26 protein-coding genes are annotated in these 23,156 nt (G+C 60.9%); 11 read left to right on the top strand and 15 right to left on the bottom strand.

Going from position 1 to position 23,156, the window contains the following annotated elements; all coding sequences use genetic code 11:
* Positions 1–9: 9 nt before the first annotated feature.
* The 5 genes from D4A92_RS20935 to D4A92_RS20915 all read right to left on the bottom strand — a co-directional run bounded on the left by D4A92_RS20935 (position 10) and on the right by D4A92_RS20915 (position 3,237).
* Positions 10–822, bottom strand: a complete 813-nt coding sequence (locus tag D4A92_RS20935) for a cyclase family protein (protein WP_203017067.1) — start codon at positions 820–822, stop codon at positions 10–12.
* A gap of 76 nt (positions 823–898) precedes the next feature.
* Entirely contained in the window at positions 899–1,342 is a 444-nt protein-coding gene (locus D4A92_RS20930) for an SAM-dependent methyltransferase (protein ID WP_203017066.1), read from the bottom strand.
* A gap of 15 nt (positions 1,343–1,357) precedes the next feature.
* Positions 1,358–2,224 (bottom strand): aldose 1-epimerase family protein, encoded by an 867-nt coding sequence (locus tag D4A92_RS20925; protein ID WP_203017065.1) that lies wholly within the window; start codon positions 2,222–2,224, stop codon positions 1,358–1,360.
* A gap of 131 nt (positions 2,225–2,355) precedes the next feature.
* Positions 2,356–2,655 carry a hypothetical protein gene (locus D4A92_RS20920; RefSeq protein WP_203017064.1) on the bottom strand — a complete coding sequence of 100 codons (300 nt, stop codon included), beginning with the start codon at positions 2,653–2,655 and terminating at the stop codon, positions 2,356–2,358.
* Positions 2,656–2,835: 180 nt separating this feature from the next.
* Positions 2,836–3,237: a rhodanese-like domain-containing protein gene (locus D4A92_RS20915; protein WP_203017063.1), complete on the bottom strand. Its 402-nt coding sequence runs from the start codon at positions 3,235–3,237 to the stop codon at positions 2,836–2,838.
* Positions 3,238–3,375: 138 nt separating this feature from the next.
* Here D4A92_RS20915 and D4A92_RS20910 point away from each other — a divergent pair, with 138 nt between their 5' ends.
* The 3 genes from D4A92_RS20910 (at position 3,376) to D4A92_RS20900 (ending at position 5,700) form a co-directional block, all read left to right on the top strand.
* The gene (locus D4A92_RS20910; RefSeq protein WP_203017061.1) at positions 3,376–3,786 is read left to right on the top strand and encodes a thiol-disulfide oxidoreductase DCC family protein; all 411 of its coding nucleotides are present in this window, start codon (positions 3,376–3,378) and stop codon (positions 3,784–3,786) included.
* Between the two features lie 51 nt (positions 3,787–3,837).
* Positions 3,838–4,515, top strand: coding sequence for an SDR family NAD(P)-dependent oxidoreductase (locus D4A92_RS20905; RefSeq protein WP_203017059.1), 678 nt, complete (start codon positions 3,838–3,840; stop codon positions 4,513–4,515).
* Between the two features lie 87 nt (positions 4,516–4,602).
* Positions 4,603–5,700 carry an AI-2E family transporter gene (locus D4A92_RS20900; RefSeq protein WP_203017057.1) on the top strand — a complete coding sequence of 366 codons (1,098 nt, stop codon included), beginning with the start codon at positions 4,603–4,605 and terminating at the stop codon, positions 5,698–5,700.
* A 91-nt stretch (positions 5,701–5,791) separates the two neighbouring features.
* On the opposite strand, the gene D4A92_RS20895 is transcribed toward D4A92_RS20900, so the two are convergent.
* From D4A92_RS20895 to D4A92_RS20860, 8 genes are all read right to left on the bottom strand, one after another.
* Positions 5,792–6,898, bottom strand: a complete 1,107-nt coding sequence (locus tag D4A92_RS20895; protein WP_203017055.1) for an ABC transporter substrate-binding protein — start codon at positions 6,896–6,898, stop codon at positions 5,792–5,794.
* A gap of 182 nt (positions 6,899–7,080) precedes the next feature.
* On the bottom strand, positions 7,081–7,350 hold the full coding sequence (locus D4A92_RS20890) for a hypothetical protein (RefSeq protein ID WP_054148469.1): 270 nt from the start codon (positions 7,348–7,350) through the stop codon (positions 7,081–7,083).
* A gap of 254 nt (positions 7,351–7,604) precedes the next feature.
* Entirely contained in the window at positions 7,605–8,933 is a 1,329-nt protein-coding gene (locus D4A92_RS20885; RefSeq protein WP_203017053.1) for an aspartate aminotransferase family protein, read from the bottom strand.
* A 354-nt stretch (positions 8,934–9,287) separates the two neighbouring features.
* Entirely contained in the window at positions 9,288–9,605 is a 318-nt protein-coding gene (locus D4A92_RS20880; protein WP_006725707.1) for an ArsR/SmtB family transcription factor, read from the bottom strand.
* Positions 9,606–9,721: 116 nt separating this feature from the next.
* Positions 9,722–10,468, bottom strand: coding sequence for a HugZ family protein (locus D4A92_RS20875; protein WP_203017051.1), 747 nt, complete (start codon positions 10,466–10,468; stop codon positions 9,722–9,724).
* Between the two features lie 45 nt (positions 10,469–10,513).
* Positions 10,514–11,557: a choline ABC transporter ATP-binding protein gene (choV, locus tag D4A92_RS20870; RefSeq protein WP_203017049.1), complete on the bottom strand. Its 1,044-nt coding sequence runs from the start codon at positions 11,555–11,557 to the stop codon at positions 10,514–10,516.
* A complete protein-coding gene (choW, locus tag D4A92_RS20865) occupies positions 11,554–12,423 on the bottom strand; it encodes a choline ABC transporter permease subunit (RefSeq protein WP_203017047.1) in 870 nt (289 codons plus the stop codon). Before choW ends, choV begins: the two co-directional genes overlap by 4 nt.
* 94 nt (positions 12,424–12,517) lie before the next feature.
* Positions 12,518–13,408 (bottom strand): choline ABC transporter substrate-binding protein, encoded by an 891-nt coding sequence (locus tag D4A92_RS20860; protein WP_425958893.1) that lies wholly within the window; start codon positions 13,406–13,408, stop codon positions 12,518–12,520.
* Between the two features lie 323 nt (positions 13,409–13,731).
* On the opposite strand from D4A92_RS20860, the gene D4A92_RS20855 reads away from it, so the two are divergent.
* The 8 genes from D4A92_RS20855 to D4A92_RS20820 all read left to right on the top strand — a co-directional run bounded on the left by D4A92_RS20855 (position 13,732) and on the right by D4A92_RS20820 (position 21,676).
* Positions 13,732–14,118 carry a c-type cytochrome gene (locus tag D4A92_RS20855; RefSeq protein ID WP_203017045.1) on the top strand — a complete coding sequence of 129 codons (387 nt, stop codon included), beginning with the start codon at positions 13,732–13,734 and terminating at the stop codon, positions 14,116–14,118.
* 206 nt (positions 14,119–14,324) lie between these two features.
* On the top strand, positions 14,325–15,413 hold the full coding sequence (locus D4A92_RS20850) for a hypothetical protein (protein WP_203017044.1): 1,089 nt from the start codon (positions 14,325–14,327) through the stop codon (positions 15,411–15,413).
* Positions 15,414–15,492: 79 nt separating this feature from the next.
* Positions 15,493–16,644 carry a hypothetical protein gene (locus D4A92_RS20845; protein ID WP_203017043.1) on the top strand — a complete coding sequence of 384 codons (1,152 nt, stop codon included), beginning with the start codon at positions 15,493–15,495 and terminating at the stop codon, positions 16,642–16,644.
* 2 nt (positions 16,645–16,646) lie between these two features.
* Positions 16,647–18,560, top strand: a complete 1,914-nt coding sequence (locus D4A92_RS20840) for an AAA family ATPase (protein ID WP_203017042.1) — start codon at positions 16,647–16,649, stop codon at positions 18,558–18,560.
* Between the two features lie 51 nt (positions 18,561–18,611).
* Positions 18,612–18,872 (top strand): type II toxin-antitoxin system RelE family toxin, encoded by a 261-nt coding sequence (locus D4A92_RS20835; protein ID WP_203017041.1) that lies wholly within the window; start codon positions 18,612–18,614, stop codon positions 18,870–18,872.
* Positions 18,872–19,282 (top strand): helix-turn-helix domain-containing protein, encoded by a 411-nt coding sequence (locus tag D4A92_RS20830; protein ID WP_203017040.1) that lies wholly within the window; start codon positions 18,872–18,874, stop codon positions 19,280–19,282. The genes D4A92_RS20835 and D4A92_RS20830 overlap by 1 nt, the downstream gene beginning before the upstream one ends.
* Positions 19,279–20,574, top strand: a complete 1,296-nt coding sequence (locus tag D4A92_RS20825) for a DUF6638 family protein (RefSeq protein WP_203017039.1) — start codon at positions 19,279–19,281, stop codon at positions 20,572–20,574. The genes D4A92_RS20830 and D4A92_RS20825 overlap by 4 nt, the downstream gene beginning before the upstream one ends.
* Positions 20,567–21,676 (top strand): DUF2333 family protein, encoded by a 1,110-nt coding sequence (locus D4A92_RS20820; protein WP_203017038.1) that lies wholly within the window; start codon positions 20,567–20,569, stop codon positions 21,674–21,676. Before D4A92_RS20825 ends, D4A92_RS20820 begins: the two co-directional genes overlap by 8 nt.
* 84 nt (positions 21,677–21,760) lie before the next feature.
* On the opposite strand, the gene D4A92_RS20815 is transcribed toward D4A92_RS20820, so the two are convergent.
* Complete coding sequence (locus tag D4A92_RS20815; protein WP_246753989.1) at positions 21,761–22,477, bottom strand: helix-turn-helix transcriptional regulator; 717 nt, start codon at positions 22,475–22,477, stop codon at positions 21,761–21,763.
* 155 nt (positions 22,478–22,632) lie between these two features.
* On the bottom strand, positions 22,633–23,097 hold the full coding sequence (locus tag D4A92_RS20810; protein WP_054148481.1) for an Lrp/AsnC ligand binding domain-containing protein: 465 nt from the start codon (positions 23,095–23,097) through the stop codon (positions 22,633–22,635).
* Positions 23,098–23,156 lie beyond the last annotated feature (59 nt).

Here is a 23,156-nt window from a genome sequence, read left to right as displayed (position 1 = left end):
TGGTCGTCCTCAAACCAGCGCCAGGACGCGGGCCGGCCCACCGGTGCCGCGCTTGTGCTTCGGGGCGCCGACCATGATCGTCGCTCCGGTGACGGGAAGCTCCTCCAGATTGTTAAGGCACTCAATGCCGTAGCGCCCGCCCGGCAGCCAGCTGTTGTGCACGGCGAAGTCGGCCGAATTGCCCGGATCGAGCGAGAGCGTGTCGACGCCGATTGCGGCCACGTCGAGGGTGGCGAGCAGGTCGGTCGCAGACTTGCCGAAACCGGGGAAAGCGAACTTGCCTTCACCGTCGTTGCGGAAGGCGGGTTCACTTACCTTCTTCGCCCAGCCGGAGCGAAGTGCCACGACCGCGCCTTGAGGGATCTCGCCATTGGCGCTGATCCAGGCCTCGACGTCTGCCGCCTCGACGGTCGCATTGGCGTCTTCTTTGGCGCGGTCGGTGATGTCGATGATCGCGAGTGGGGCGACCAGCTGTTGCGGTTCGATCTGGTCGACGCTCTTGCCGTCGGCGCTGAAATGGAAGGGCGCGTCGATATGGGTGCCTGTGTGTTCGAAGATCGTCAGCTTGTGAAGCTGGTAGCCGTTGCCTTCAAATTCCACCGCCCATTCATATTCGATGCCGGGATTGCCGTCGAAGGTCGGAAAGGTGGCGTCATAGGCATGGGTGAGGTCCACCACCTTGCTCGGGCTCTGCTGCGCCAGCACCGGCTTTGCAATCCCGCCGGTGGCGGCCGCTGCGCCTGCAAAGGCCATGCCTTTGAACAGGGAGCGCCTCGACAACATGTTCTGCTTCACAGTCTCGATCACGCAATGATTGCACATAGGCCTGCCCTCTCCACGGTTGTTGACCGGTGGAGAGTATCCGAAGCATGGCAACGGGCAAGAGGTGTATCGGGCGCTAGTCCGTAAGCCCCGTCAGCGGAATTTCCCGAAGCGGGTTGCCGCCGTCGATGAAAAGGCGTGCCTGCGAAGTCAGCGCTGCCCGGAGGCGCCGAAGCGCCATCCTGCCGGCCTCCGGGTGGCGACCATCGAGCGCACCCACCCGGACCGCGACCGCAAGATCATAGGGAGCTTCGTTCTCGGCGAGCTGGAAGCCCTCGGCCTCTGCCTCTCGAAAGGCGAGGGCAGTCGGATAGGCGGCGTGCTGGATCTTAGCCCTGGCGACCGCAATCGCTTTCGCGGACCGGTCGATGCCAAGCACAAAGACCTCGCCTTGCATGCGCTCGACGATGAGCCTGGCGAGAACGCCAGGTCCACAGCCGATTTCCAGCACGCGCATCCCGGGCGACAGGGGGAGCGCGTCGGCGATCTCCATCAGTCGTCTTGACGACGCCTGGGCCACCACGCTCCTCCTTCCTTACCCTCTGATCTCGACCGAAAACCCGAAGCGCATGACATCTCCTGCCGGCAGGGCCACCGTATAGGGCCGTTCAACCAGTTCGGCGGTCCCACCCGCATGGGCCGCCATGCCGTGCCAGGGTTCGACGCAGAGGAAGGGCGCGCCGGGCTTTTGCCAAAGGGCGATATTGGGCAGGTTCTCGAAGGTGAAATGCATCGAGGGCCCGCTTTCTGCGGCATAGGTCAGCCCCGTGCCCGCATCTTCAGGGAAGACCAGCGCATCATTGGCAAAGAGTGCATGCTTCAGATCGAGCCTTCCGGCCGTGAACGGGGAGGGCAGGCGCTTGCCGATCAGGCCGGCTTCCAGCTGCACGACCGCAGGTTCGGCGCCGTTGTCGAGCTGAACATGATGCGGCTTGCCCTCGGCTCCCGGCAAAGGCCAGAGAAAGGCGGGGTGAAAACCGATGCCGAAGGGCAGGAGCCCGTCGCCGGTGTTCTCAACTGTCGCCGTCACCGACAGGCTGCGCCCGTCGAGGCGGTGCTCCAGCGTCAGCCGAAAATCGAAGGGATAGACCTCGAGCGTCTCGTCGCTTGAAACCAGTTCATGAAGACAGGCCGTCGCCGTCTGCTCGACAATCGTGAATTCCCGCCGACGGGCGATGCCGTGCTGCGCCATGGAATAGGTTTGGCCGTTGATCGCCAGCTTATCGTCCGGCGCCTTGCCGACGATCGGGAAGAGGATAGGTGACCGCCCCGTCCACCAAGCAGCATCTCCGTCCCACAGGAAATTCCGGCCATCCGCGGTCTTCAGGGACTGCATCTCTGCGCCAAGCGTCGAGACCTCGACGGCAAGTTCCTGGTTGGCGATGCGAATCGTATGGGGCATTGATGGTCCTCGTCTGTTTGGCCGCACCCTAAAGGGATTGGCGGCAAAGTGCGACGCGGATATGTCGAGTACCCCATCTCGAACCCTGCAGGGCTGGTTTGGCTGGGCAACCTTTCGAGAAACAACCCGTCTCAGACGATCACGACGCGCTCGCCGAACGGGGTGTTTTCATCGAAATTCTGGGTGCCGATGCGCTCACTCTCGCCGGACAGGCGCTTCTCTTCGACATCACCGCCGTCTTCCGCCGGTGAATCGTGAGCGATCTTCTCTTCTGCATCCCGCTGTTGTCGTTCTTCGAGGTCGTGATTGATCTTCGACTGGCGGGCAGCGACCCAGGCGTTTTGCGCGTCGGAACCAAGGTTCAGCGTGTGGCCGCCTTCCGTCTGCGAAGAGGCGGCGCTTGGAGATGTCCGGCTGATGCGTTCGACCATGATCGTCTCCTCACGAGACTGGGCCCGAAACACCGCCATGACCTCCTGTCATGGACCAGGCGAGAGCGGGCCGTTGGGAACCATCGATCGAACCTCGTCGCCGTCATGCGAAGGGGGGCGATCGTGCGGCTTTCACGCTTCAAGATAGAGCAAGGGCCCTCGGTATTCAACGTGTGGCCGTCAGCCCTTGGTCTTCGCCACGACGGCCTCGACCGGAAGGCCCCGATCTCGCCAGGCGGAAAAGCCGCCTTCCAGATGGCAGACATTTTCTAGCCCCATCTCGAGTGCCGTCTTCGTCGCCAGCGCCGAGCGCCAGCCGCTGGCGCAGTAGAAGAGGTAGAGCTTTTCCTCGGCAAAGACCGGTTTGTGGTAGGGGCTCTCCGGATCGATCCAGAATTCCAGCATGCCGCGCGGGCAGGAGAAGGCCTCCGGGATCGTGCCTTCCCGTTCGCGCTCGCGCGGGTCACGCAGGTCGACGAAGACGACATTGCTCGCCGAATGCAGACGCGCTGCCTCCGACGCATCCACCGCCTCGACCAGCGCCTCGGCCTCCGCCAGCAAGTCCTTGTAGCCCTTCTTCATGTCGATCCTCCCGACCTCAGTCCGCAATTTGCGATGTTTCGCTATCCTACCTCTGTCGCAGCGTCTGTCACGAACTGCCTTGCCGAAAGACGGCTTGCCGCATTGTCGTCGGTGTCGAAAGCGCCTAGCCTGTCTCACATGGACACCATACCCGCCGGCGGCCCAATCATCCTCTTCGATGCCGAATGCATCCTGTGTTCGGCCAATGCGCAATTCGTGCTTTCACACGATGGCAAGAAGCGGTTTCGTCTGGCTTCGATGCAGGGCGAGGTGGGCTCGGCGCTCTACCGCCGCTTCGGCATCGATCCTGGCAATCCTGACAGCATCATCGTGGTCGATGGCGAGCATATGCTGCGTGACAGCGATGCCGTGTTGTCGATCTATGCCGGCCTCGGCTGGCCATGGAAGGTCCTGTCGGTCTTTCGGCTCATCCCCCGCTTCATCCGCGACCCGCTCTACCTCTTGATCGCGCGCAATCGCTACCGGCTCTTCGGCAAACGCGACAGCTGCTGGCTGCCGTCGGCGGAGTATCGCGACCGATTGCTGTGATGCTATCGACTCCACGCGAAACTTTCCTCGTCCGCCGCCGTTGAGGGCTTCATGAAACATGCAATCGTTACAGGTGGTGCCGGCCTCATCGGCGCAGAAGTTTGCACCGCCCTCCAGACCGCCGGTTACGAGGTGGCCTCTTTCGATCTGAAGCAGGCTCCGGCCGGCATCCGTTCGGTTATCTGTGATGTCTCGGATGAGGCGGCCGTTGCGGCTGCTTTCGCCGAGCTCGGCTGGACAAGTCTCGATCTGCTCGTCAACAATTCCGGCATTGCCAGTCCCGATTGGGGCCCGATCAGCAGTCTCTCGCTCCACGACTGGCGCAAGGTCACTGACAGCCACCTGACAGCCGCTTTTCTGATGACACGTGCTGCTGTGCCCCTGATGGGTGAGGGGGCATCCATCGTCAACATGCTGTCGACGCGTGCCTTCATGTCGGAAAAGAATACGGAAGCCTATGCCGCCTCGAAAGGTGGTCTCTTCGGGCTCACACATGCTCTCGCGCTCAGTCTTGGCCCGAAGATCAGGGTGAATGGTATTGCGCCTGGCTGGATCTCGGGAGAGCGCGATTTGCGGTCGGAAGACCACGCCCAGCACCCCGCCGGCCGTGTCGGTCGGCCGGAAGATGTCTCGAAGGCCGTGCTTTATCTCGCCGATGCCGGCTTCATGACCGGAGCAGTGCTAACGCTTGATGGCGGCATGACGCGGAAGATGATCTACGAGGAGTGAGGCGCGCCAACGGGGGCGTGACTTGTGCCTCCGGCCGCGATGCGCTTCACTTGCCCCGGCGCCATGCGTCGCATCGGTGCATGCGGAATGCGCTGGTGGAAGAACGAGGCGGGGAGCAAAGCATTGCAGGCAGCAGCGGCACGACCACAACTGACGATCATCGCCATCATTCTCAGTCTCTGGGCCGCCTATGCGGCGGGTGCATTTCTTGCTCCGCTGTCGCTTGCGATCTTCATTCTTGCCTTCGCTTGGCCCGTGCAGCAGCGGTTGTCTTCCGTCATGCCGGCACCGCTTGCCATCACCTTGACGCTGATCGGCATTGTCGCCGTGATCATCGGCCTCAGTTCTTCGACGATCTGGGCCTTCAACACCATCTGGCGACTGATCAGCGATAACGCCACCTACTACCAGGAACTCTATCGGAATGCGGCCGCCTGGCTCGAGGAGAACGGTATCGGCATTGCTGGCATCTGGGCAGATACGGTCAGTGTGCCCTGGTTGCTGCGGCTTGCGCAGCAAGCCGTGACGCGCATGGCGCAGACGATGACCTTCTGGCTGGTGGTGCTGGCCTATGTCATGGTCGGCCTTATCGAGATTTCGCGGGCGCGGCGCGTCGTCGAACGGCTGCCGCACGGGCAGGTTTCCGCCCATATTTTGACTGCGTGCCGTGAGACAGCCCGTCGGTGGCGGATCTATATCGCCGTACGCACCTTGATCAGTCTGATGACCGGGATCCTGATCGCAATCTTCTTGATGATCTCCGGGGTGCCCTATGCGCTGGAGTGGGGCGTCATGGGGTTCGTGCTCAACTTCATCCCGTTCATCGGACCCTTGATCGCGACCATCGTGCCGAGCCTCTTCGTGCTGGCGCAGTTCCTCGATCCGAGCTTCGCGATTTTCGTCTTCTTCAGCCTCATGGTGCTGCAATTCCTGTTCGGGAATTATATCGAGCCCTGGATTTCAGGCGATGCCCTGTCCATGTCGCCGTTCGTGGTCCTGATATCGATCTTCCTCTGGACCTTCCTCTGGGGGGCGTATGGCACGTTCATCGGTGTGCCGATCGCCATTGCTGTCGCAACATTCGCTGCGCCTTCGCGCTCCATGGGCTGGATCAGTCAGCTGATGGGCGGGCCACCTGCGCAGGTGGAAATCGCCGATCCACAGCCTCAGACATCCGCCGAGTGACTGCAGGCGGAAGTTGGCTGCCGCCAATTTTGATCCAACAAAAAAGGCGACCCTCGCGGGCCGCCTTTTCAGTGTCTCGGAACACGTCCGCTTATTCGGCAGCAACCGTCTTGCCGGCTTCCCACTTGTAGACGGCGAAGCTCTGCGAGGTCAGGTCGCCGGTTTCGCCATAGGTTAGCTTGCCGATGGCGGTCGGGATTTCCGAGCCGTCCTTGAGGGCTGCGGCCACGGCTTCCGCGTCGTCGGTGCTGCCGGCCTTGGCGATGCCGGCGGCGATGACTTCGACGGCGGCATAGGTGTTCAGCGTAAAGGCTTCTGCCGGGATGTTCTTGGCGGCAAGCGCGTCAACCGCGGCCTTGCTGTCGTCCGACTTCAGCGCGTCGGCGGCATTGGTGAAGATCGTGCCTTCGGCAGCGTCGCCGCCGATGGTGACGAATTCGTTGTTCGACAGGCCGTCACCGGCGATCAGCTGGGCAGAAAGACCAGCATCCTTCATCTGGCGGACCATCAGGCCGGCCTCCGGGTGGTAGCCGCCGAAGTAGATGACCTCGACGCCTTCGGCCTTCAGGCGGGTGATGAGCGCGCCGAAATCCTTTTCGCCTGCTGTCAGCGAATCCTTGAAGACTTCGGTCACGCCACCGGCGTTGAGGGCTGCCTGGAAGGCATCGGCGAGACCCTTGCCGTACTGGCCCTTGTCGTCGAGGATGGCGATCTTCTTGTCCTTGAAGCTCGCCAGCACGAACTTGGCGGCAACATCGGCCTGCTGGTCGTCGCGGCCGCAGGTGCGCAGCACCGTGGTCAGGCCACGAGCAGTAAGGTCAGGGGCGGTCGCGGTCGGCGTGACCATGAGCACGCCGTTTTCGGCAAGAACGCTGGAGGCGGGGACGGCAACACCGGACGTCACCGGACCGACGACGAAACGCACGCCTTCACCGACGAGCTGGTTTGCGGCGGAGACGCCCTGCTTCGGTTCGCCGGCATCGTCAGCGATCTTCAGGCTTACCTGTTCGCCGTTGATGCCGCCCTTCTTGTTGATTTCCTCAACGGCGGTTTCGGCGCCGTTCTTGATCTGCGCGCCGACGGCGGCCAGCGGGCCGGTCAGCGGCGCCATCAGGCCGATCACGATTTCGGCACGGGCAGCGGGGGCGCTGGCGATCAGCACGGCCAAGGCTGCGCTTGCGAAGAGTTGAAATTTCATGTCCTGCTCCTTGGGTCGGCGCGACCGATCTCTGTCGATTTTCGTGCCGTTTGGGTTCTTTTGTTGCTCCCCATGATCGCTTTAGACAAAAACGACGAGCAGCAAAAGAGCCGATGCCGTGGTGTGCGATCACGTCACAGCTTTGTCAGGGCAGAAATTGGCCTGACGGCAAGGGCCCGTCTTCAGACGGTCAGAATACGGCCACCAACGCCGTCTTCGGCTTCGAAGCCGGCCTTGGCGGCGGCTGCGTCCTGTTCCTTGCGCAAGGCAAGTTCGGCCATGGCGATCTGCTGAAGTTCGAAGAGATCATTGCTGATCTGTGCCCGGCGAGCGGCAAGGCGGGCTTCGTCGGCCCGCGCTGCAGCGATCGCCTCGGGTTCCGGGGCAGCCCTTGCGGGTGAGTTTGCGAGGGAAACGTCTTTACCGAACATGCGTTTGAAGAGGTCGACCACGGATTTCCTCCAGGGACCAGATCCGCTTGCGGCCTTCGCGACGTGATGTCGGTGATGACGATTGCGGATGTGCTGAACTCGTCGCCCGAGCCTTTCGCGATCATCTGCGCCAGGATCGAACGTGCGATTCTCGAGAAGATACGGGATGGTACGACAGGCGACAAGCGCGCGCGAATCCGATGGTCAGCTTCGCGCAAGCTACAAAAAAGCGGCCACGCGGGCCGCTTCCTTGCGTCTGGTTCCGAGTGCAGGCCTCAGATGTTGTTCATCAGCACTTTGCGCAGCTTGTCGAACAGTTCGTCGATCTGCTCGTGGGTAATGATCAGCGGCGGCGACAGCGCGATGATATCGCCGGTGGTGCGGATCAGCAGGCCGTCGTTATAGGCGTTGAGGAAGGCGTTGAAGGCGCGCTTTGTCGGCTCGCCATCGATCGGCTTCAGCTCGATCGCACCGATCAGGCCGAGATTGCGGATGTCGATGACATTAGGGCAATCCCTCAGAGAGTGCAGCTTCTCTTCCCAATACGGGGCGATTTCCGAGGCGCGGGTCAGCAGACCCTCTTCCTTGTAGGTGTCGAGCGTGCCGAGGGCGGCTGCAGAGGCGATCGGGTTGCCGGAATAGGTATAGCCGTGGAAGAACTCGATCATATGCTCGGGTCCCTGCATGAAGGCGTCATGGATCTCGGCGGTGACGAAGACCGCGCCCATCGGGATGACGCCGTTGGTCAGGCCCTTGGCGGTGACCATGATGTCGGGCTTCACGTCGAAATACTGGGCAGCAAACGGTGCGCCGAGGCGGCCGAAGCCGGTGATGACTTCATCGAAGATCAGGAGGATGCCGTGCTTGGTGCAGATCTCGCGAAGGCGCTGCAGATAGTCCTTCGGCGGGATCAGAACGCCGGTCGAACCGGAGACCGGCTCGACGATGACGGCAGCGATGGTCGAGGCGTCATGCAGGGTGACGATGCGCTCCAGCTCGTCGGCGAGATCGCCGCCATGCTCGGGTATGCCCTTGGTGAAGGCGTTCTTGGCCGGCTGGTGGGTGTGCGGCAGGTGGTCGACGCCGGTCAGGAGCGTGCCGAACATCTTGCGGTTCGAGACAATGCCGCCGACCGAGATGCCGCCGAAATTCACACCGTGATAGCCGCGCTCACGACCGATCAGGCGGGTGCGCGAGCCCTGTCCCTTCACGCGCTGATAGGCGAGCGCCACCTTGAGCGCCGTCTCCACCGATTCCGAACCGGAATTTGTGTAGAGCACATGCGCCATGTTGTCCGGGGCTAGATCGATCAGGCGGTTGGCCAGTTCAAACGCCTTGGGGTGGCCGAGCTGGAAGGCCGGTGCATAGTCGAGTTCGCCGGCCTGCTCGCGGATCGCTTCGGTAATCAGCGGGCGGCAGTGACCGGCATTCACGCACCAGAGGCCGGCGGTGCCGTCGAGCACCTGGCGGCCGTCATGGGTGGTGTAATGCATGTCCTTGGCGCCGACGAAAAGGCGCGGCTCCTTCTTGTACTGGCGGTTCGCCGTGAACGGCATCCAGAAGGCGCGCAGGTCGTTCGGCGTGGAATTCAGGCGGTTAGACATCGTGTTCTCCATGGCCCTTTAGTCGCGGGCGGCCATTCTCCCTGATGCCGGCTGCAAGGGCCGAAATCCGTTGATTGCGCCGTCACGTTATCAGGGCGCAAGGCATGGTCAAGACACCGGCTGGCGCGCATCAACAAAGGTCATGGATCGCTGAATTCGGGTGATGGAAACGCACAGCGTCCGCAATCTGCCGCTTTCGAAGGCTCGTAGCTTGGGAAGCCAAACAAAAAAGCCCCGGAGGCGATGCCATCCGGGGCTTTGAAACATGAAACGCCAGAGAGGCTCATCCGCGCGAGCGGACGGCGAACCGATCTCCTCCCACCCTCGACCGGGTCGCGTCTGGCAGCGCTGTCATCAGGCGGCGGTCTTGCTCGCTGCCGGAGGGCAATAGATGCTTTCGAGCGTTGCGAGGATCTTGATCACCGATTCCGAGGTCGAGGAGTAGTAGATCGTCTGTGCGTCGCGACGCGTCTTCACCAGCTTCTGTGCGCGAAGCTTGGAGAGGTGCTGCGACAGAGCCGACTGGCTCAGGCCGACCTGGGTCGCCAGAACACCGACGGGAACCTCACCTTCGACGAGGCTGCAGAGGATCATCAGTCGCTTCGGGTTTGCCATGGCGGACAGCAAGCCTGCAGCAACGGTCGATTGTTCGGACAAAGCTTTCGTTTTCATCTCAGTTCAACTTTCCTTGGTCGAGCGCCCTTGGGGGGAGTGGCAGTCGTTGAAAATCCATCACTTAATTGGAGGCTAAACTCTACCAGCATCATCAAAATTGTATATGCCTAAATTTAAGGTACTGCGTATACTGATTTAGGTAACTCTAATAGCAGATGCTGGACATTTGTGATCGGCGTCACAAATTCATATCGAATAAGCAAGTCTTTGAAAACTATGTCGATTCCATGCGAATCGATGGCGGCAATGCGCCAGTCGCCCTCAGGTGCGCCATGAGTTTTCATCGCAATGCGCGTTGCGAGATCTGGATGCCGCCCCCCTAATTCTCGCAGTAAGGCAGCCTCACTTTCAAACAAATCATCATTGATTTGCGGGATGAGGAAATCTTCGCTGCTCAAATGATAGGCACGGCCGAACCCGCCATTGAGGCTCGCCCGTTCGGGGCGCAAGCGAAAGAAACGAAAGTCGGGAAAATCGATGTAAAGCTGCGATTTCGCATGGCGGGCGAGGAAGCGGCTTCGCAGTCTCTGATGCGTGTCGCTGTCGCGCTCGACGGCTTCGGCCGTGCATTGCAGTGTCAGCCGCGGATGGGCCAGCGGATCGCCCTTGCCCGGTTCCCCTGTCAGAAGCGAGGTGCGGGCATCGGCGAGCAGGGCCGTCGTGTGGGCGGACAGGCTGGAGACGAGAATGACGGCGGCGCCGTCGCTGTCCATGCCGAGCAGCACGCGGCTGACGAAGGGAAAGCCGGTCTCCGGATCGATCACGCCGATTGCCGCGAATCGCGCCCCCCGCAGCAGAATGCGCGCCTGGCGGCGCGCATCGTCGTCGGTATCCCGGATAACCTGGGGCTTGTCGTTCATGTCCGTCTCCCGCATGCGTCAGATGTCGATGCGGGGCAGGGCACGCTAAGCCTTGCGGCGGTGTTTCGTCAGCCCGCTCACCACATCCTGTGCATCGATCGTGCCGATGACGACGCCGTTGTCAACGACCCCGATCGTGCCAGGTTGACGCGACAGGGCATCCAGGATGTCGACGAGCGGTGTTGCCGGCGCCGTGGTGCCGGTCACCTGGTGCTGCTCGCCGGTCACGCCGGCGCGCATCACGTCCGAGGCGATCAGCATGTTGATCGGGTTCATGTTCTGCACGAAGTCGGCAACATACTGGTTGGTCGGGTTCTGGACGATCTCCTGTGGCGTGCCGCACTGGATGATGTGACCGCCTTCCATGATGGCGATGCGGTTGCCGATGCGGAAGGCCTCGTCGAGGTCGTGACTGACGAAGAGAATGGTCTTCTTCAACCGCGCCTGGAATTCGAGAAGCTCGTCCTGGAGACGGGTGCGGATCAGCGGGTCGAGCGCCGAGAAGGGCTCGTCCATCAGAAGGATCGGGGCACCGGTCGCGAAGGCGCGGGCAAGGCCGACGCGCTGCTGCATGCCGCCGGAGAGTTCGTTCACCTTCCGGTCGGCCCAGGTCGAGAGGTTGACGAGCTCGAGCTGCGTCGCGACTCGTTCCTTGCGCTCCGCTTCGGGTATGCCGGCCAGTTCGAGGCCGAAGCCGACATTCTCTGCCACTGTGCGCCAGGGCAGAAGGCCGAACTGCTGAAAGACCATGGAGACGGTGTGCATGCGAAGATCGCGCAGCACCTGAGCAGAAGCCTTGTAGGGATCGACATAGCCGTTTTCCGTGCGCACGCTGACATTTCCGCGTACCACTGGGGCGAGTGCATTGACGGCGCGCAGCAGGGTCGACTTGCCCGAGCCGGAAAGGCCCATGAGCACAAGGATCTCGCCTTCCTTGACGGTGAGCGAGGCGCCGGCCACGCCGAGCACGAGGCCGGTCTCGGCGCCGATTTCGTCACGGCTCTTGCCCTGATCGAGCATTTCGAGCGCACGCTGGGGATTGTCGCCGAAGACGATGTCGACATTGTCGAAGATTACGGCGTCGGTCATGTCTCTTCTCCGGGAATGCGGAACATCCGGTCGAGGATGATGGCGAGGATCACGATGCAGAGACCGGCCTCGAAGCCACGCGCGATGTTGACGGTGTTGAGTGCGCGCACGACCGGCACGCCGAGGCCGCTTGCGCCGACGAGCGCGGCAATCACCACCATCGACAGCGACAGCATGATGGTCTGGGTCAGTCCCGCCATGATCTGCGGCATGGCGAAGGGCAGCTCGACCTTGCGCAGCACCTGCGTCGGGGTCGCACCGAAGGCCACGGCCGCTTCCACCAGAGAGGGCGGGGTGGAGATGATGCCGAGGCGTGTCAGGCGGATCGGGGCGGCGATGGCGAAGATCACGGTCGCGATCAGGCCAGGCACCATGCCGAGGCCGAACAGGATGAGCGCCGGAATGAGGTAGACGAAGGTGGGGATCGTCTGCATCAGGTCGAGAACGGGACGAACGACGGCATAGAGCCAGGGGCGCCGGGCGCAGGCGATGCCGATCGGCACGCCGATGACCATGCACACACCGGTGGCTGCCAGCACCAGTGCCAGTGTCTCCATGGTCTCCTTCCAGTAGCCCTGGTTATAGATCAAGAGCAGACCGAAGAAGGTGAAGGCGGTGACGCCGAGCGAGCGGCGCATGAACCAGGCGAGAAGCGAAAACAGCGCGATCATGAACAGCGGATAGAAGTCTTCCAGTGCTGTTCCCCTGAGATAGGGGGCCTGAAGCACGAAGAGCATCGCGTTGATCGACGCGCTGAGAATTGTTGCGATGAAATCGAATACAAAATCGACGTTATCGGTCAGCCAGTCGACGAAGCTCTTCGACCAGGGCCCGATGGGCAGTTTATTGTCTGTCAGAAAATCCATGTTCGTCCCCTGATAGCCGCAGGTTCAATACCCAGGATCCCGCGCGACCGGATCCCCCTTCCGGTCGCGCGGTTCCAGCATCATTGGACAGGGCTCAGAGACCCAGTGCCGTCTTCACAGCAGCAAGGCCGTCGCCGCCATCCTTGGTGGTGACGCCAGAAAGCCAGGGCTCGACAGCCGCCGGATTGGCCTTCAGCCAGTCACTTGCGGCCACTTCGGCGTCCTGGCCGTCATTCAGGATCTTGCCCATGATCTCGTTCTCCATCTGGAGCGAAAACTTGAGGTTGGTCACGAACTTGCCGACGTTCGGGCACTCGGCCGTGTAGCCGGCGCGGGTGTTGGTGAAGATGGTCGCGCCGCCGAAGTCCGGCCCGAAGACGTCATCGCCGCCAGACAGGTAGGTCAGCGCAAAGTTGGCGTTCATCGGATGCGGTTCCCAGCCGAGGAAGACGACCGGCTGGCCATCCTTTTCAGCGCGGGCAACCTGCGCCAGCATGCCCTGTTCGGAGGATTCGACGACTTCGAAGTCACCGAGTTCGAACTTGTTGGCGTCGATCATGTCGAGGATCAGGCGATTGCCGTCATTGCCCGGCTCGATGCCGTAGATCTTGCCCCCGAGCGCGTCGGCATGCTTGGCGATGTCGGTGAAATCCTTGATGCCGAGTTCGGCGCCCTTGGCATTGGTGGCCAGCGTGTATTTCGCGCCTTCGAGGTTGGGGCCGAAGACCTCAACCGACTTGTCTTCGCGGTAAGGCGCGATGTCGGCTTCCATCGTCGGCATCCAGTTGCCGAGGAAGACGTCAATATCCTTGTTCTTCAGCGAGGAATAAGTGACCGGAACGGAGAGGACCGTGGTGGTCGGCTCATAACCGAGCGCCTTGAGGAGAACGGAGGCGGTGGCGGTGGTCGCGGTGATGTCGGTCCAGCCGACATCCGAGAAGCGGACGGTCGAGCAGCTTTCGGGCTCCTGGGCGGAGACCGGCATGGCGCTGACGGCAATCAGCGAAACGGCGGCCGCAAGGGTGCGGCGACAAGTGAGTAGAGACGTCATGGAAAGGCTCCCGGTTTTTTTATTCATGTTCCCAAGTCAACATTCAATACCGGAGAATTGCAAGGATGCCCGCGCGTTTGCGTCGCAGCACCGGCCCTGTTTGCGACTTGCAGCCCCTGCAGGGCAGGGAACTCGGGTTCCTGAAAAAAAGCCAAGGATTTTGATGGCGGTCAAAGCAATCGATTGCGTGTCGTGCGAATTGGTGCTGCCATATGCATGCGACGCGCTGGCGCCGTTCTATGGATCAAGGAGTTTCCATGAAGCCGTCTACCATGCTTATGATACTTGCCGTGTCTGCCGCTCCCCTTCCAGCATTCGCAGCTGGCGATCCCGTCGCCGGCGCCAAGGCTTTCAAGGCTTGCCAGGCCTGTCACATCGCGACCGAAGCGAAGAACAAGGTTGGTCCGACGCTGCAGGGCGTGGTCGGCCGCCCGGTCGCTTCGATCGCCGATTACAAATATTCCAAGGCCATGACCGATTTCGGTGCGGGCAAGGTCTGGGATGAAGCGCTGCTTTCCGAATATCTGAAGGCGCCAAAGGCCGTCGTGAAAGGCACCAAGATGGCCTATGCAGGTGTCAAGAAGGACGATGATCTCGCCAACATCATCGCCTATCTCAAGGACCCGGCCGCCGGCGGTCAGTAATCCGGGCACAACTTCCTGATGCGACAGCCGTTTCGCGGCTGTCGCATTTCTCTGCTAGCGCCTCTTGTGTGTAGGCGGCGATCATCCATATCGGATGAAGGCCGCCTCTGCTTGTGCGTTGCGATACTTCCCTGCATGGGGAAACGCGCTAAGGTGGTGACAAACGAGTCCGGCGCGCCGCCGGGATGACGGCACAGGGAGACAACATGGCGAGTTTGCAGGGCTTCGACACTGAGATCGAAAAGACGCGTAAGATCGTCTCGGAGATGCGTGGAAAGATCGACCAGTCGAGCGTGGTGCTGGATACGCTGGCCAAAAGCGATTCCAAGCTTGTCGGCCAGGATTTCGACATCGAGAACGCCCGGATCTCGGATGTACTCAACCAGCAGAAGGTGATGGAGGCGAATATCGCCGACCTGATCATTGGGCTGGAAGATGCGACCAATGTCTTCGGCGCCGAGTTCGAAAGCATGAAGAGCTTTTCCGGCATGGAAAAGTTCATCGGTATCTTCTCCAAGCAGAAGGCGCAGCGCATGCGCACCGAGCGTGTCCGCAACATGTCGCTTGCCGGCAACCTGCAAGAACTGCTCGCCAAGTCCGACAGCATCGTCGGCATCCTCAAGGAACAGAAGACGGTTCTCGAAGAGCGCTATAAGACGTCAGAGGCGAGCCTCGTGCAGGTGATCGAGCGGCGCAAGCAGACGATCGCAAATCTTGAAGAGACGCAGACGAAGATTGAAACGCTCAATCCGGTACTGCTCGACATCGAGAACAAGATCGCCGCTTCGACCGACACGTCGGAGCGCGCGGAACTCGAAGCCCAGCGCTCGAAGCTTGCGACCGACTACAATCAGGCACAGGCCCGCGAGCAGGAGCTGCTGGCCGAGAGCCAGACGCTGGAGCGCTACACATCGATGTTCCAGACCTTCGTCGACAGCTTGAACAACCAGATCGCGGCTCAGAACACGCTGATCAACAAGCTGAGCATCGATACCGAGCAGCGCATAGTGCTCTACAAGGCACTCGAGGATTCGCTGAAGACGGCTGCCCAGCAGGAAGTCGCGCATCGGATCAACACACTCGGCAGCCAGGTCGATACGGCGGCGGAGGAAACCATGGCCGGCATCGGGGCTGCCGCCCAGCGGCATATCGGCGATCTCCTCGAGCTGCATGAGAAGAACATGCTCTCGACGCAGGACATCCAGCGCCGCAAGAAGCTTGCCGACGAGGCCTTTGCCCGGCGTTTCCAGTCCGTTCTCGACAAGCACAATGCGGCCGACTACGTGAAGCCTTGAGCATGTCGTTGATGTGGACGCGGCCATCCGGCCGCTTGCCGCCTTCGCGGTGCGCAGTCCTGTCGATGGGGGGAGGGGCATGAACGCCGTCGATCGCAACAGTGCCGTCACGCACTATTTCACCATCATGGCCTCGGCATTTTCGGGGCTCGAGCAATTCTTCGGCCAGTCCGATCGCCGCTTCGGCGACAAAGGGCCGCCAACGCTTCACCTGCTGCCCTATCTTGATCGCCTCCGGAACTCCTTCACTTCCTGGCAGAACCGCATCGGCTTTACCGGCCAGTTCAAGATCGCGCAGGCCGAGAGCGGCTTTCCCATCTTCCAGAACGTGCTGGAGCTGGAAAACGACCGAGCGGGGGCCGCCACACGGCTCTCGACCATTCCGGCCGTTTCCAAACTGCGCGAGGAGATGGCCGATTTCATCCTTCGCCAGAAGGAGTTTCCGGCAGCCTTGCAACAGCAGATCGCCGAGCGCCTCTATCTGGAGCAGGTGAGTGCCGGCGAGATCTTCTCGCCATTCGTTCTTCCGACCACGGTTGCCGTCAGCGTCAATCCGCAATCGCGCCGACCCTCCTATCTCGTCAGTTGGGCCGCCTTCGACGGGGTGAGCACCCTGCCGATGATCTATTTGGCGACGGTCGAGGATTCCTCGGAGAATGTCGCGAAGATCCTTGTGACGGCCGAGGGTAAGCCCAATGAAGAGGTCGAGATCCCGCTTCCGGTGGGCGGTCTGCTCAATCCCGAGCTCGCCCGCACATTCGACGATTTCTGTGCCAGGAATTCCGCCTATTCGCTGACGCCTGCGACCATCGCCACCAACATGGACCGCGATTTCCCGACACTGCATCCGAAGTCGGTCCGGCGCGTGGTGCTCGGGCCGCTCTATTCCACGGGGCTGACCCAGAACTCCGGCCGCGTCAACGAGATCCTCGACCGGGTCCGCAGGCCTGAGAACGCCTGGGTTATGACCTGGACGGTGCAGGAGGTGTTTTCCAAGCGCGAGCAGCCGGCGGTTAAAGGCTTCTTCTCCTCGACGCCGGCTATCCAGGAGTTTCATATCGAAACCCATGATCTCGAAGCCGCCCGCATGGGTGTCTCGACCTATGAGAAACACGCGCTGGTGCCCCATGACGCCTATCAGGCGCTTTATGCAGCGGGTGAGATCAAGCCGATCTTCGGCAATTTCAAGGTTCATGTGATTTCCGGCAACCAGGTCGTGAGCGAGGTCTGACGATGAGTGAACTGACGGCAGGGCTGACGACACTTCGGGAAGAAGATATCGCCAAGCATCTCGCCGTGGCCCAAGGGCTGGTGACGCGGATCGTCGTACTCGACCAGGGCGACGGCCCCTCCGGCACGCCGATTGCCGGAACCGGGCGGCGGTTTGTCTCGACCGTCTCGACGGGATCTGTGCGGCGGACCCGCGAGATCGAGCTTACCAAAACCATTCAATCGGCCGGCACCGCCGATCCGCATTTGACGCCTGCCCAGCACACGGTCCTGTATCGCGTGCGGCGTGGTGCGCAGGTGGCGCTTGCGATAGCGGATGTCTTTGCCAGGCAGAGCGAGCTTGAGCCTTTGCAGGCCCGGAATTTTTCAGCACCCCTGCAGGGTGAGGAGGCCGGCCGTTTCAAGGCGCTGCTTGCGTCCCAGGCCTATGTCGCGGCCTTCGCCTTTGCCGCCTATCTGAAATCGAATGTCGCGGGCGAGGGCGAGCAGCTCGACGGCATCCGCGCGCCGGACTTCATGTTCGACACCGCCCAGGATGCCTTGAAAAGCATGGTCGCCGGCATCGACGCAGCCGTACAAGGAGCGGGTGATGACACCACGTTGATTGGCAGGGTGCGCGGTCTCGCCGACCTCGCGCTCGACGGGCTTCTCACCCGCAAGGCGCGCTTCGAACATCTTGGCATCTTCGAAAACGCCCATATCCGCGTCGATCAGGACGATTTCACCCTTGATGGTTTCGACGCCGTGCCGGGCGTGAAGTCGAAGCCGCTCACGATGAGCTTCAAGAAGCCGGAAGAAATCATCGGCAACCACATCGCCAAGTATCAGGCGCTGAAGCTCGCCAAGATGCTGATGGCCTATGATTTCGACCGCCAGATGAACCCTTTCGTCGAGCTCGGTGGCTTCCTCTTCACCTTCATCGGCGATGGCATGCCGGGCACGGGCAAGACGATCCTGATCCAGATGCTGGCGGGCTTGCTCAACGACTACTGCAAGATGGCGGGCTATGCCTTCCATTACGAGAATTTCGGGGTCGACCAGATCTCGTCCTACCAGGGCAAGTCTGGCCAGAACTGCAAATCCTTCGTCAACAACGTGCTCAACCCGCGCGTCATCGGCTTCGGCACGATCGACGATGTCGATCAGGTAACAGCCAAGCGCTCCGACGACCGGGCATCTGCCGGCCAGCACGAGGTGACCGCCGTGCTGATGGAAAGCTTTGCAGGTGCCTCGACGGTTGTTCGCGGCAATTCCACCTTCGGCATGTTCTCCAACTATCCGGAAAATGTCGACGATGCGCTTCGCCAGCGCGCCGGGGCCCGCTGGCTGGTCGACGGGCCGCAGACGCGCGAGGACTATATCGACATCTTCTCGCTGCTCGTCGGCAAGAACCATTCGATCCCGCTTGGAGAACACCAGCTGTTCGCGGGCCAGGAGATCCAGCAGGCGGTCAGCCGCTCCTATGGCGAGCATGACCGACCGAAGGAAGACGGCCTCGTCGTCGTCTGGGAACGCTACGAGGCGACCCATGGCAAAATCGAGACGCTGGCCGATATCGGCGCCTATCTGCATGCGATCAAGCTCGCCGAACCACGCTTCACCGGCCGCGCCATCAAGAACATCACCGATGCGATCAAGATGCGGGCGATGGATGTCGAGCTGCCCGATGCCTGGTTCGAAAGGCCCGAGGCTTTCGTCCACAAGAGCTACGACGAGAAGAAGGCGATGATCACGGAGCTGCGCGGCCCGGTGACGATGGAGATGATCTGCCAAGAGATCAACCGCTACGCGGACAGTGAATTCCGCTATGCCGACAAGTCGGACGACGCAGCCGTAACCGAGATCATCCGCCGCGAGCGGCAGCGCGAGCGGGCGATCGGCGAGATCGAAAAGATGAAGGGGGAGGGGATGTGGTGAAATTCGCTATTTGCGAATTTGGTTGTCGGGACCGGGGTTGAGGGGTAGGATGTGCGGCACGTTGTTTACAGCAAGGATGCCATTCGTAGCTTGAACCGGATGCCGGCTAACGAGGCGCGACGTATCCGGTCGAAGGTTCTTCAGTATGCCACCGAACCGGCTTCACTCGCCAACAATGTCAAAAAGTTACGTGACAGCCGTTACCATCGCCTGCGGATCGGGGACTGGCGCGTGATCTTCCGTGAAGACGGAACCGTCGTCGACGTGGTGCGTGTCGCAGCACGCGGTGAAGCCTATGAAGGAGAGCTCTGATGACGATCGCATCATCGTTTACGACGCCAAATGGCGAAGAGATGATCGTACTCAGCCGCAAGGACTATGAAGCACTGATCCAGCGCATCGAGGATCTGGAAGACAGTCTGGCTGTCGCCGATTTCGAGAGGAAGCTTGCTGCGGGCCAGGAAGAGCTGATCCCTGCCGAGTACGTCAATCGGATGGGTGAAGGTGAAAGCCCGATCCGCGTCTGGCGCGATTTTCGCGGTATGGCGGCCAAGGACCTTGCTGCCGCTGCCGGAATCAGCACCGCTTATCTGTCCGAGATCGAAACAGGCAAGAAGGACGGCAGTGTCGCAACACTCAAAGCGATCGCCGATGTCTTGAAGCTCGACCTCGATGACCTCTACTGGCGGCACGAGGACAGGAAGGTCACAGATACCGCATGAACCGCCTCCTCGAAGCTGAACTCATCTATGGCCGTCTGCTTGCCATCCGCGAGCCGCATCTGGTCGCGCGCTACAACAAGGCACTTGCCGCCTTCGACCTGCCCCAGACCAAGCTCGCCGAATTCGACATCGACATCACCGGCTTTTCGCCGCAGGTGGCGGCAGAACTGGGCGATCCCGATTATCTCGATCCGCTCAAGGTCAACCGGCGCTTCATCATCCTCACACCGGAACAGGATAGCCTGCCGGTGGTGCATACGAGCTTTTCCAACACCGCCGGCCTGATGCATGAGTTCTTCGCGGCCAATGCCCGCGCCATCCATGCGATCACGCTCAAGGACACGCTCTATGGCGAGATCGAGGACAGCGTCTCCGAGGTGAAGACGCTTGATGACCTGCTGTCGATCAACGAGGTGAAGTTCAGGGTGCTGTCGGCCGAGGATCTGCTTGGCAAGGCTGGACAACTGCGGCAGCTCTGCGACGCGCTGGTAACGAGCCCGGATGCCTGGCGCGACGACGCGATGCTGGAGCGCATGGTGTCGCTGGCGAAGGAGACCGGCGACATCAGGCAGAACACGCTGGTGCCTGATAAACTCGTCTTTCGCCATGATGCCTTCTGGGCCGATCATTTCGGCGGCGTCTTCGTCTTCGTCGACGAGAAGATCACGACCGTCATCTGCGACCCGCAGGCCCCCGGCTTCCGTCGGTCCCGTCCCTGGCAGGTGAGCTACATCTCGATAGATGACACCGCTCAGGTCGCCGATTTCCTGGCACGCACCGGTCGGCTCGAATTGCCACGGGCAAGCTGGGTGGAAAGCTCCGGTCTTTTTGCTCATCGTCTGGAGATGGCGCTGCTGTCGGTTGCCGCCGCCCTTGATCCGGTGCCGGATTTGACGCGCATCGATCCTGTCTGGATGCAGACTTTCCTGCATCGAAACGCTAAGGCGATCAGCGATCGCGGCGTCTATCCGCTGCTGCAGGAAGCGCTGAGAACGCTCTCGCGCACCGGCAACCTTAGAATGGCGGAGATCGATCCGAAGCTGCGTCTCTGGCTGGTGCGCGCCGAGCCCGGCCATCCCGACCAGTGGCTCACCAACCGGCTGATCGCGCATCTGACGCCAGAGGATTTCGTCTCACGCTTCGTCTTCGACAAGCAGGGCTTCTACAAGGCTTATGACCAGTATCCGGAAGCTTATCGCGATTATGTTGTATCCCGCCTGTCCGACACTTATCTGAAAGACAAGCCCGCCTTTCGTAAACGCCTCTACGGCCTAGGAGATGACCATGCTTGATCCGATCATCGCGTTTTTCCAGCGCGTCTTTGCCGCGATCGGTCGCGGTATCGGCATGGTGGTCGCATGGTTTCTCTGGCCGTTCCTCGCCGCCCATGGCTGGTATCGTGACCGCAGCTGGATCATCAAGGGACCGATCCTTGGCGTGCTCGTTCTGCTGGTGATCGTCTATGGACAATTCATCTATCGCACCCAGGTGTGGCACGGCTTCGATCCGGCTTTCGTGCAGGCCTATAAGTTCGAGGAGCGTACCGTCCCGGCTGGTGCAGCGCTGCCGGGGGAAGCCAATCGATGCCAGGATTCGGCGATCGTCACCGTGGCCGCTGCACTCACCGACCAGAATGTGAACCAGAACAGCTGGATCTCCTCGACACTGCTCTACAAGCTCGGCTTCTTCAGCCTGGATTGGGACAATACGCCGTTCATGGACAACAAGGCTGCGTTCCAGCGCGGCGTCAATCAGGTGGTCCGCCGCACGGCCATCCAGCTCGCCGACAATCTCGGCCGCGTGCGCGGCACCTCGGGGATCAACAACGACCTGCAGAGCGCTCGCGGCAACATCCAGTTTAACGAGACCACCTGGTATTTCGGGACCAACCCGTTCGGCTTTAAGACACCGACGCCGAGCTATTACCGCTCCGCCGTGTCCAGCTGGAACAGCTTCAACACATCGCTTTCGACCTGCGAGTCGGTCTTCGACACGCGCTCTGACAACCTGCTGCAGTTGCTGGACGGCATGGCGAGCGATCTCGGCAATACGTCGGATATTCTGCGTCGCCGTTCGGAGGAGTTCAATGCGGGCTGGTTCGACACCCGCGCCGATGACCGATTCTGGTTCTCCTACGGCCAGCTCTATGCGCAATATGCCCTGCTGCAAGCGACGCGCACCGACTTCAGCGGCGTCATCCGTGACCGCAATCTGACGGCGATCTGGAGCGAGATGGAGCGTCAACTGCAGGCGGCCCTGCGCATCCAGCCTGCGATCATTTCCAACGGCAGCGAGGATGGCTGGATCATGCCAACGCATCTCGCGACCATGGGCTTCTATATCCTGCGGGTTCGCTCCAACATGGTCGAGGCCCAGTCGATCCTCGATCGCTGAGGCGGCGGGGGCTTCTGTCCATACCGAACGCGAAAAGGGCCCGGTGAAGACCGGGCCCTTGAGTTTTGCAGTCACTTGGTTCGATCAGTTGATGATCTTCATGCGGATCGCCTTGGCGACCAATTGCGTGCGGTTGACGCAATCGAGCTTGCGGATCGCATTGGTCATGTAGGCGTTCACGGTATGGTCGGAGAGCGAGAGGATCTGGCCGATTTCGAGCGAGGTCTTGCCCTGCGATGTCCAGCGGACGACTTCGAGTTCGCGTGCCGACAAGACGTTCGAATTGCCTGCGGTGCGGCGCAGGCGGTCGAAAACATCGAAGGCCTGGATGCTCAGCATCGACAGCTCGTTGATTTCCGCCATAGCAAGCGGACTGCGGTCGCCGTCATAGCGGACGACAAAACGGCTGCCATCGACGGAATTCACCGAAAAGAGAATGCCGGTAATCAGACGGTATTTCAGCATCAGGGCGGAGAATTCTGGCGGGCAATCAAATGTCGCCGCCTTCCCATCCGGTCCGAGCGTCCAGGCATTGTGCATGATCGACCGGCTGATATGCGTAACTGTCGGGCAATGCTTGAGGAATTCGAGACGATCGAATTCACGGCAATACTCGGCGGGAAGTGTCGTCTCCCGCACCAACGGGCCGAGAATCCTGTCCTGAGCCGTGGGCGCGGCTGCCAAGGTCACATAGTCGAGGCCGTATTCACGCGCTGCCCGGGACCAACTGTCCATCAGCTCGGCGCGGCTCTGGCAGCTCCCGATATGCTCGCTCAAGAGTGCCTGTCTTTCTGGAAACATTTTATCAATTTCGAAAGTTGACATCAATTCGGAAGTTTAAGACCAATATATCAGTCCAAACGAAAAGCTAGCAGTTTTTCGGGGTCTTTCACGATTAATATGACTAATGTCTGACTGCTGCCGATCAAAATGGCAACTGCCTGTTATGCTGATATTTAAACGGGCAGAGCCGATCCCGCCTTGACCTCTTCCATCACCGCATAGGTGTGGGTTTCGCGCACCCCCGGAAGCGGCAAGATGACCTCGGAGAGGAATTGCCGGTAAGCCTCCATGCCGGCGACCCGTGCCTTGACCAGATAGTCGAAGCCACCGGCCACCATGTGGCATTCCATCACGTCGTCCGATCGCTTCACGGCCGCCGCGAAGGTGTCGAAGACATCGGCGGTGGTCCGGTCGAGCTTCACCTCGATGAAGACCAGGAGATTGCGCCCAAGCTTCTGCGGTGAGAGCATCGCCATGTAACCGGTGATGTAGCCTTCCCGGGTCAGACGGCGGACCCGCTCTGCGGTCGCAGTGGGGGACAGGTTCACCCGTTCGGCAAGCTCGATATTGCTCAGGCGACCCTCAGCTTGAAGCGCGCGCAGAATCTTTCGGTCGAGGCGATCCAGTTCTTTGCTCATTCTCTGCCAAACTCCATTTTCCTAGTGAATATGCCAGAGAAGTGACTAAAGAATAGTGG

Origin of the sequence: Rhizobium rosettiformans, assembly GCF_016806065.1 — a bacterium.
GTDB lineage: Bacteria > Pseudomonadota > Alphaproteobacteria > Rhizobiales > Rhizobiaceae > Allorhizobium.
This window is presented reverse-complemented; position numbering and strand designations above follow the sequence as displayed.

Bases quoted from the DNA above. Each gene is read 5' to 3' on its own strand.
- D4A92_RS20935 (WP_203017067.1), bottom strand. From the start codon at position 822: ATGTGCAATCATTGCGTGATCGAGACTGTGAAGCAGAACATGTTGTCG.
- D4A92_RS20925 (WP_203017065.1), bottom strand. From the start codon at position 2,224: ATGCCCCATACGATTCGCATCGCCAACCAGGAACTTGCCGTCGAGGTC.
- D4A92_RS20920 (WP_203017064.1), bottom strand. From the start codon at position 2,655: ATGGTCGAACGCATCAGCCGGACATCTCCAAGCGCCGCCTCTTCGCAG.
- D4A92_RS20915 (WP_203017063.1), bottom strand. From the start codon at position 3,237: ATGAAGAAGGGCTACAAGGACTTGCTGGCGGAGGCCGAGGCGCTGGTC.
- D4A92_RS20910 (WP_203017061.1), top strand. From the start codon at position 3,376: ATGGACACCATACCCGCCGGCGGCCCAATCATCCTCTTCGATGCCGAA.
- D4A92_RS20905 (WP_203017059.1), top strand. From the start codon at position 3,838: ATGAAACATGCAATCGTTACAGGTGGTGCCGGCCTCATCGGCGCAGAA.
- D4A92_RS20900 (WP_203017057.1), top strand. From the start codon at position 4,603: ATGCGCTGGTGGAAGAACGAGGCGGGGAGCAAAGCATTGCAGGCAGCA.
- D4A92_RS20895 (WP_203017055.1), bottom strand. From the start codon at position 6,898: ATGAAATTTCAACTCTTCGCAAGCGCAGCCTTGGCCGTGCTGATCGCC.
- D4A92_RS20885 (WP_203017053.1), bottom strand. From the start codon at position 8,933: ATGTCTAACCGCCTGAATTCCACGCCGAACGACCTGCGCGCCTTCTGG.
- D4A92_RS20880 (WP_006725707.1), bottom strand. From the start codon at position 9,605: ATGAAAACGAAAGCTTTGTCCGAACAATCGACCGTTGCTGCAGGCTTG.
- D4A92_RS20875 (WP_203017051.1), bottom strand. From the start codon at position 10,468: ATGAACGACAAGCCCCAGGTTATCCGGGATACCGACGACGATGCGCGC.
- choV (WP_203017049.1), bottom strand. From the start codon at position 11,557: ATGACCGACGCCGTAATCTTCGACAATGTCGACATCGTCTTCGGCGAC.
- choW (WP_203017047.1), bottom strand. From the start codon at position 12,423: ATGGATTTTCTGACAGACAATAAACTGCCCATCGGGCCCTGGTCGAAG.
- D4A92_RS20860 (WP_425958893.1), bottom strand. From the start codon at position 13,408: ATGCCGGTCTCCGCCCAGGAGCCCGAAAGCTGCTCGACCGTCCGCTTC.
- D4A92_RS20855 (WP_203017045.1), top strand. From the start codon at position 13,732: ATGAAGCCGTCTACCATGCTTATGATACTTGCCGTGTCTGCCGCTCCC.
- D4A92_RS20850 (WP_203017044.1), top strand. From the start codon at position 14,325: ATGGCGAGTTTGCAGGGCTTCGACACTGAGATCGAAAAGACGCGTAAG.
- D4A92_RS20845 (WP_203017043.1), top strand. From the start codon at position 15,493: ATGAACGCCGTCGATCGCAACAGTGCCGTCACGCACTATTTCACCATC.
- D4A92_RS20840 (WP_203017042.1), top strand. From the start codon at position 16,647: ATGAGTGAACTGACGGCAGGGCTGACGACACTTCGGGAAGAAGATATC.
- D4A92_RS20830 (WP_203017040.1), top strand. From the start codon at position 18,872: ATGACGATCGCATCATCGTTTACGACGCCAAATGGCGAAGAGATGATC.
- D4A92_RS20825 (WP_203017039.1), top strand. From the start codon at position 19,279: ATGAACCGCCTCCTCGAAGCTGAACTCATCTATGGCCGTCTGCTTGCC.
- D4A92_RS20820 (WP_203017038.1), top strand. From the start codon at position 20,567: ATGCTTGATCCGATCATCGCGTTTTTCCAGCGCGTCTTTGCCGCGATC.
- D4A92_RS20815 (WP_246753989.1), bottom strand. From the start codon at position 22,477: ATGTTTCCAGAAAGACAGGCACTCTTGAGCGAGCATATCGGGAGCTGC.
- D4A92_RS20810 (WP_054148481.1), bottom strand. From the start codon at position 23,097: ATGAGCAAAGAACTGGATCGCCTCGACCGAAAGATTCTGCGCGCGCTT.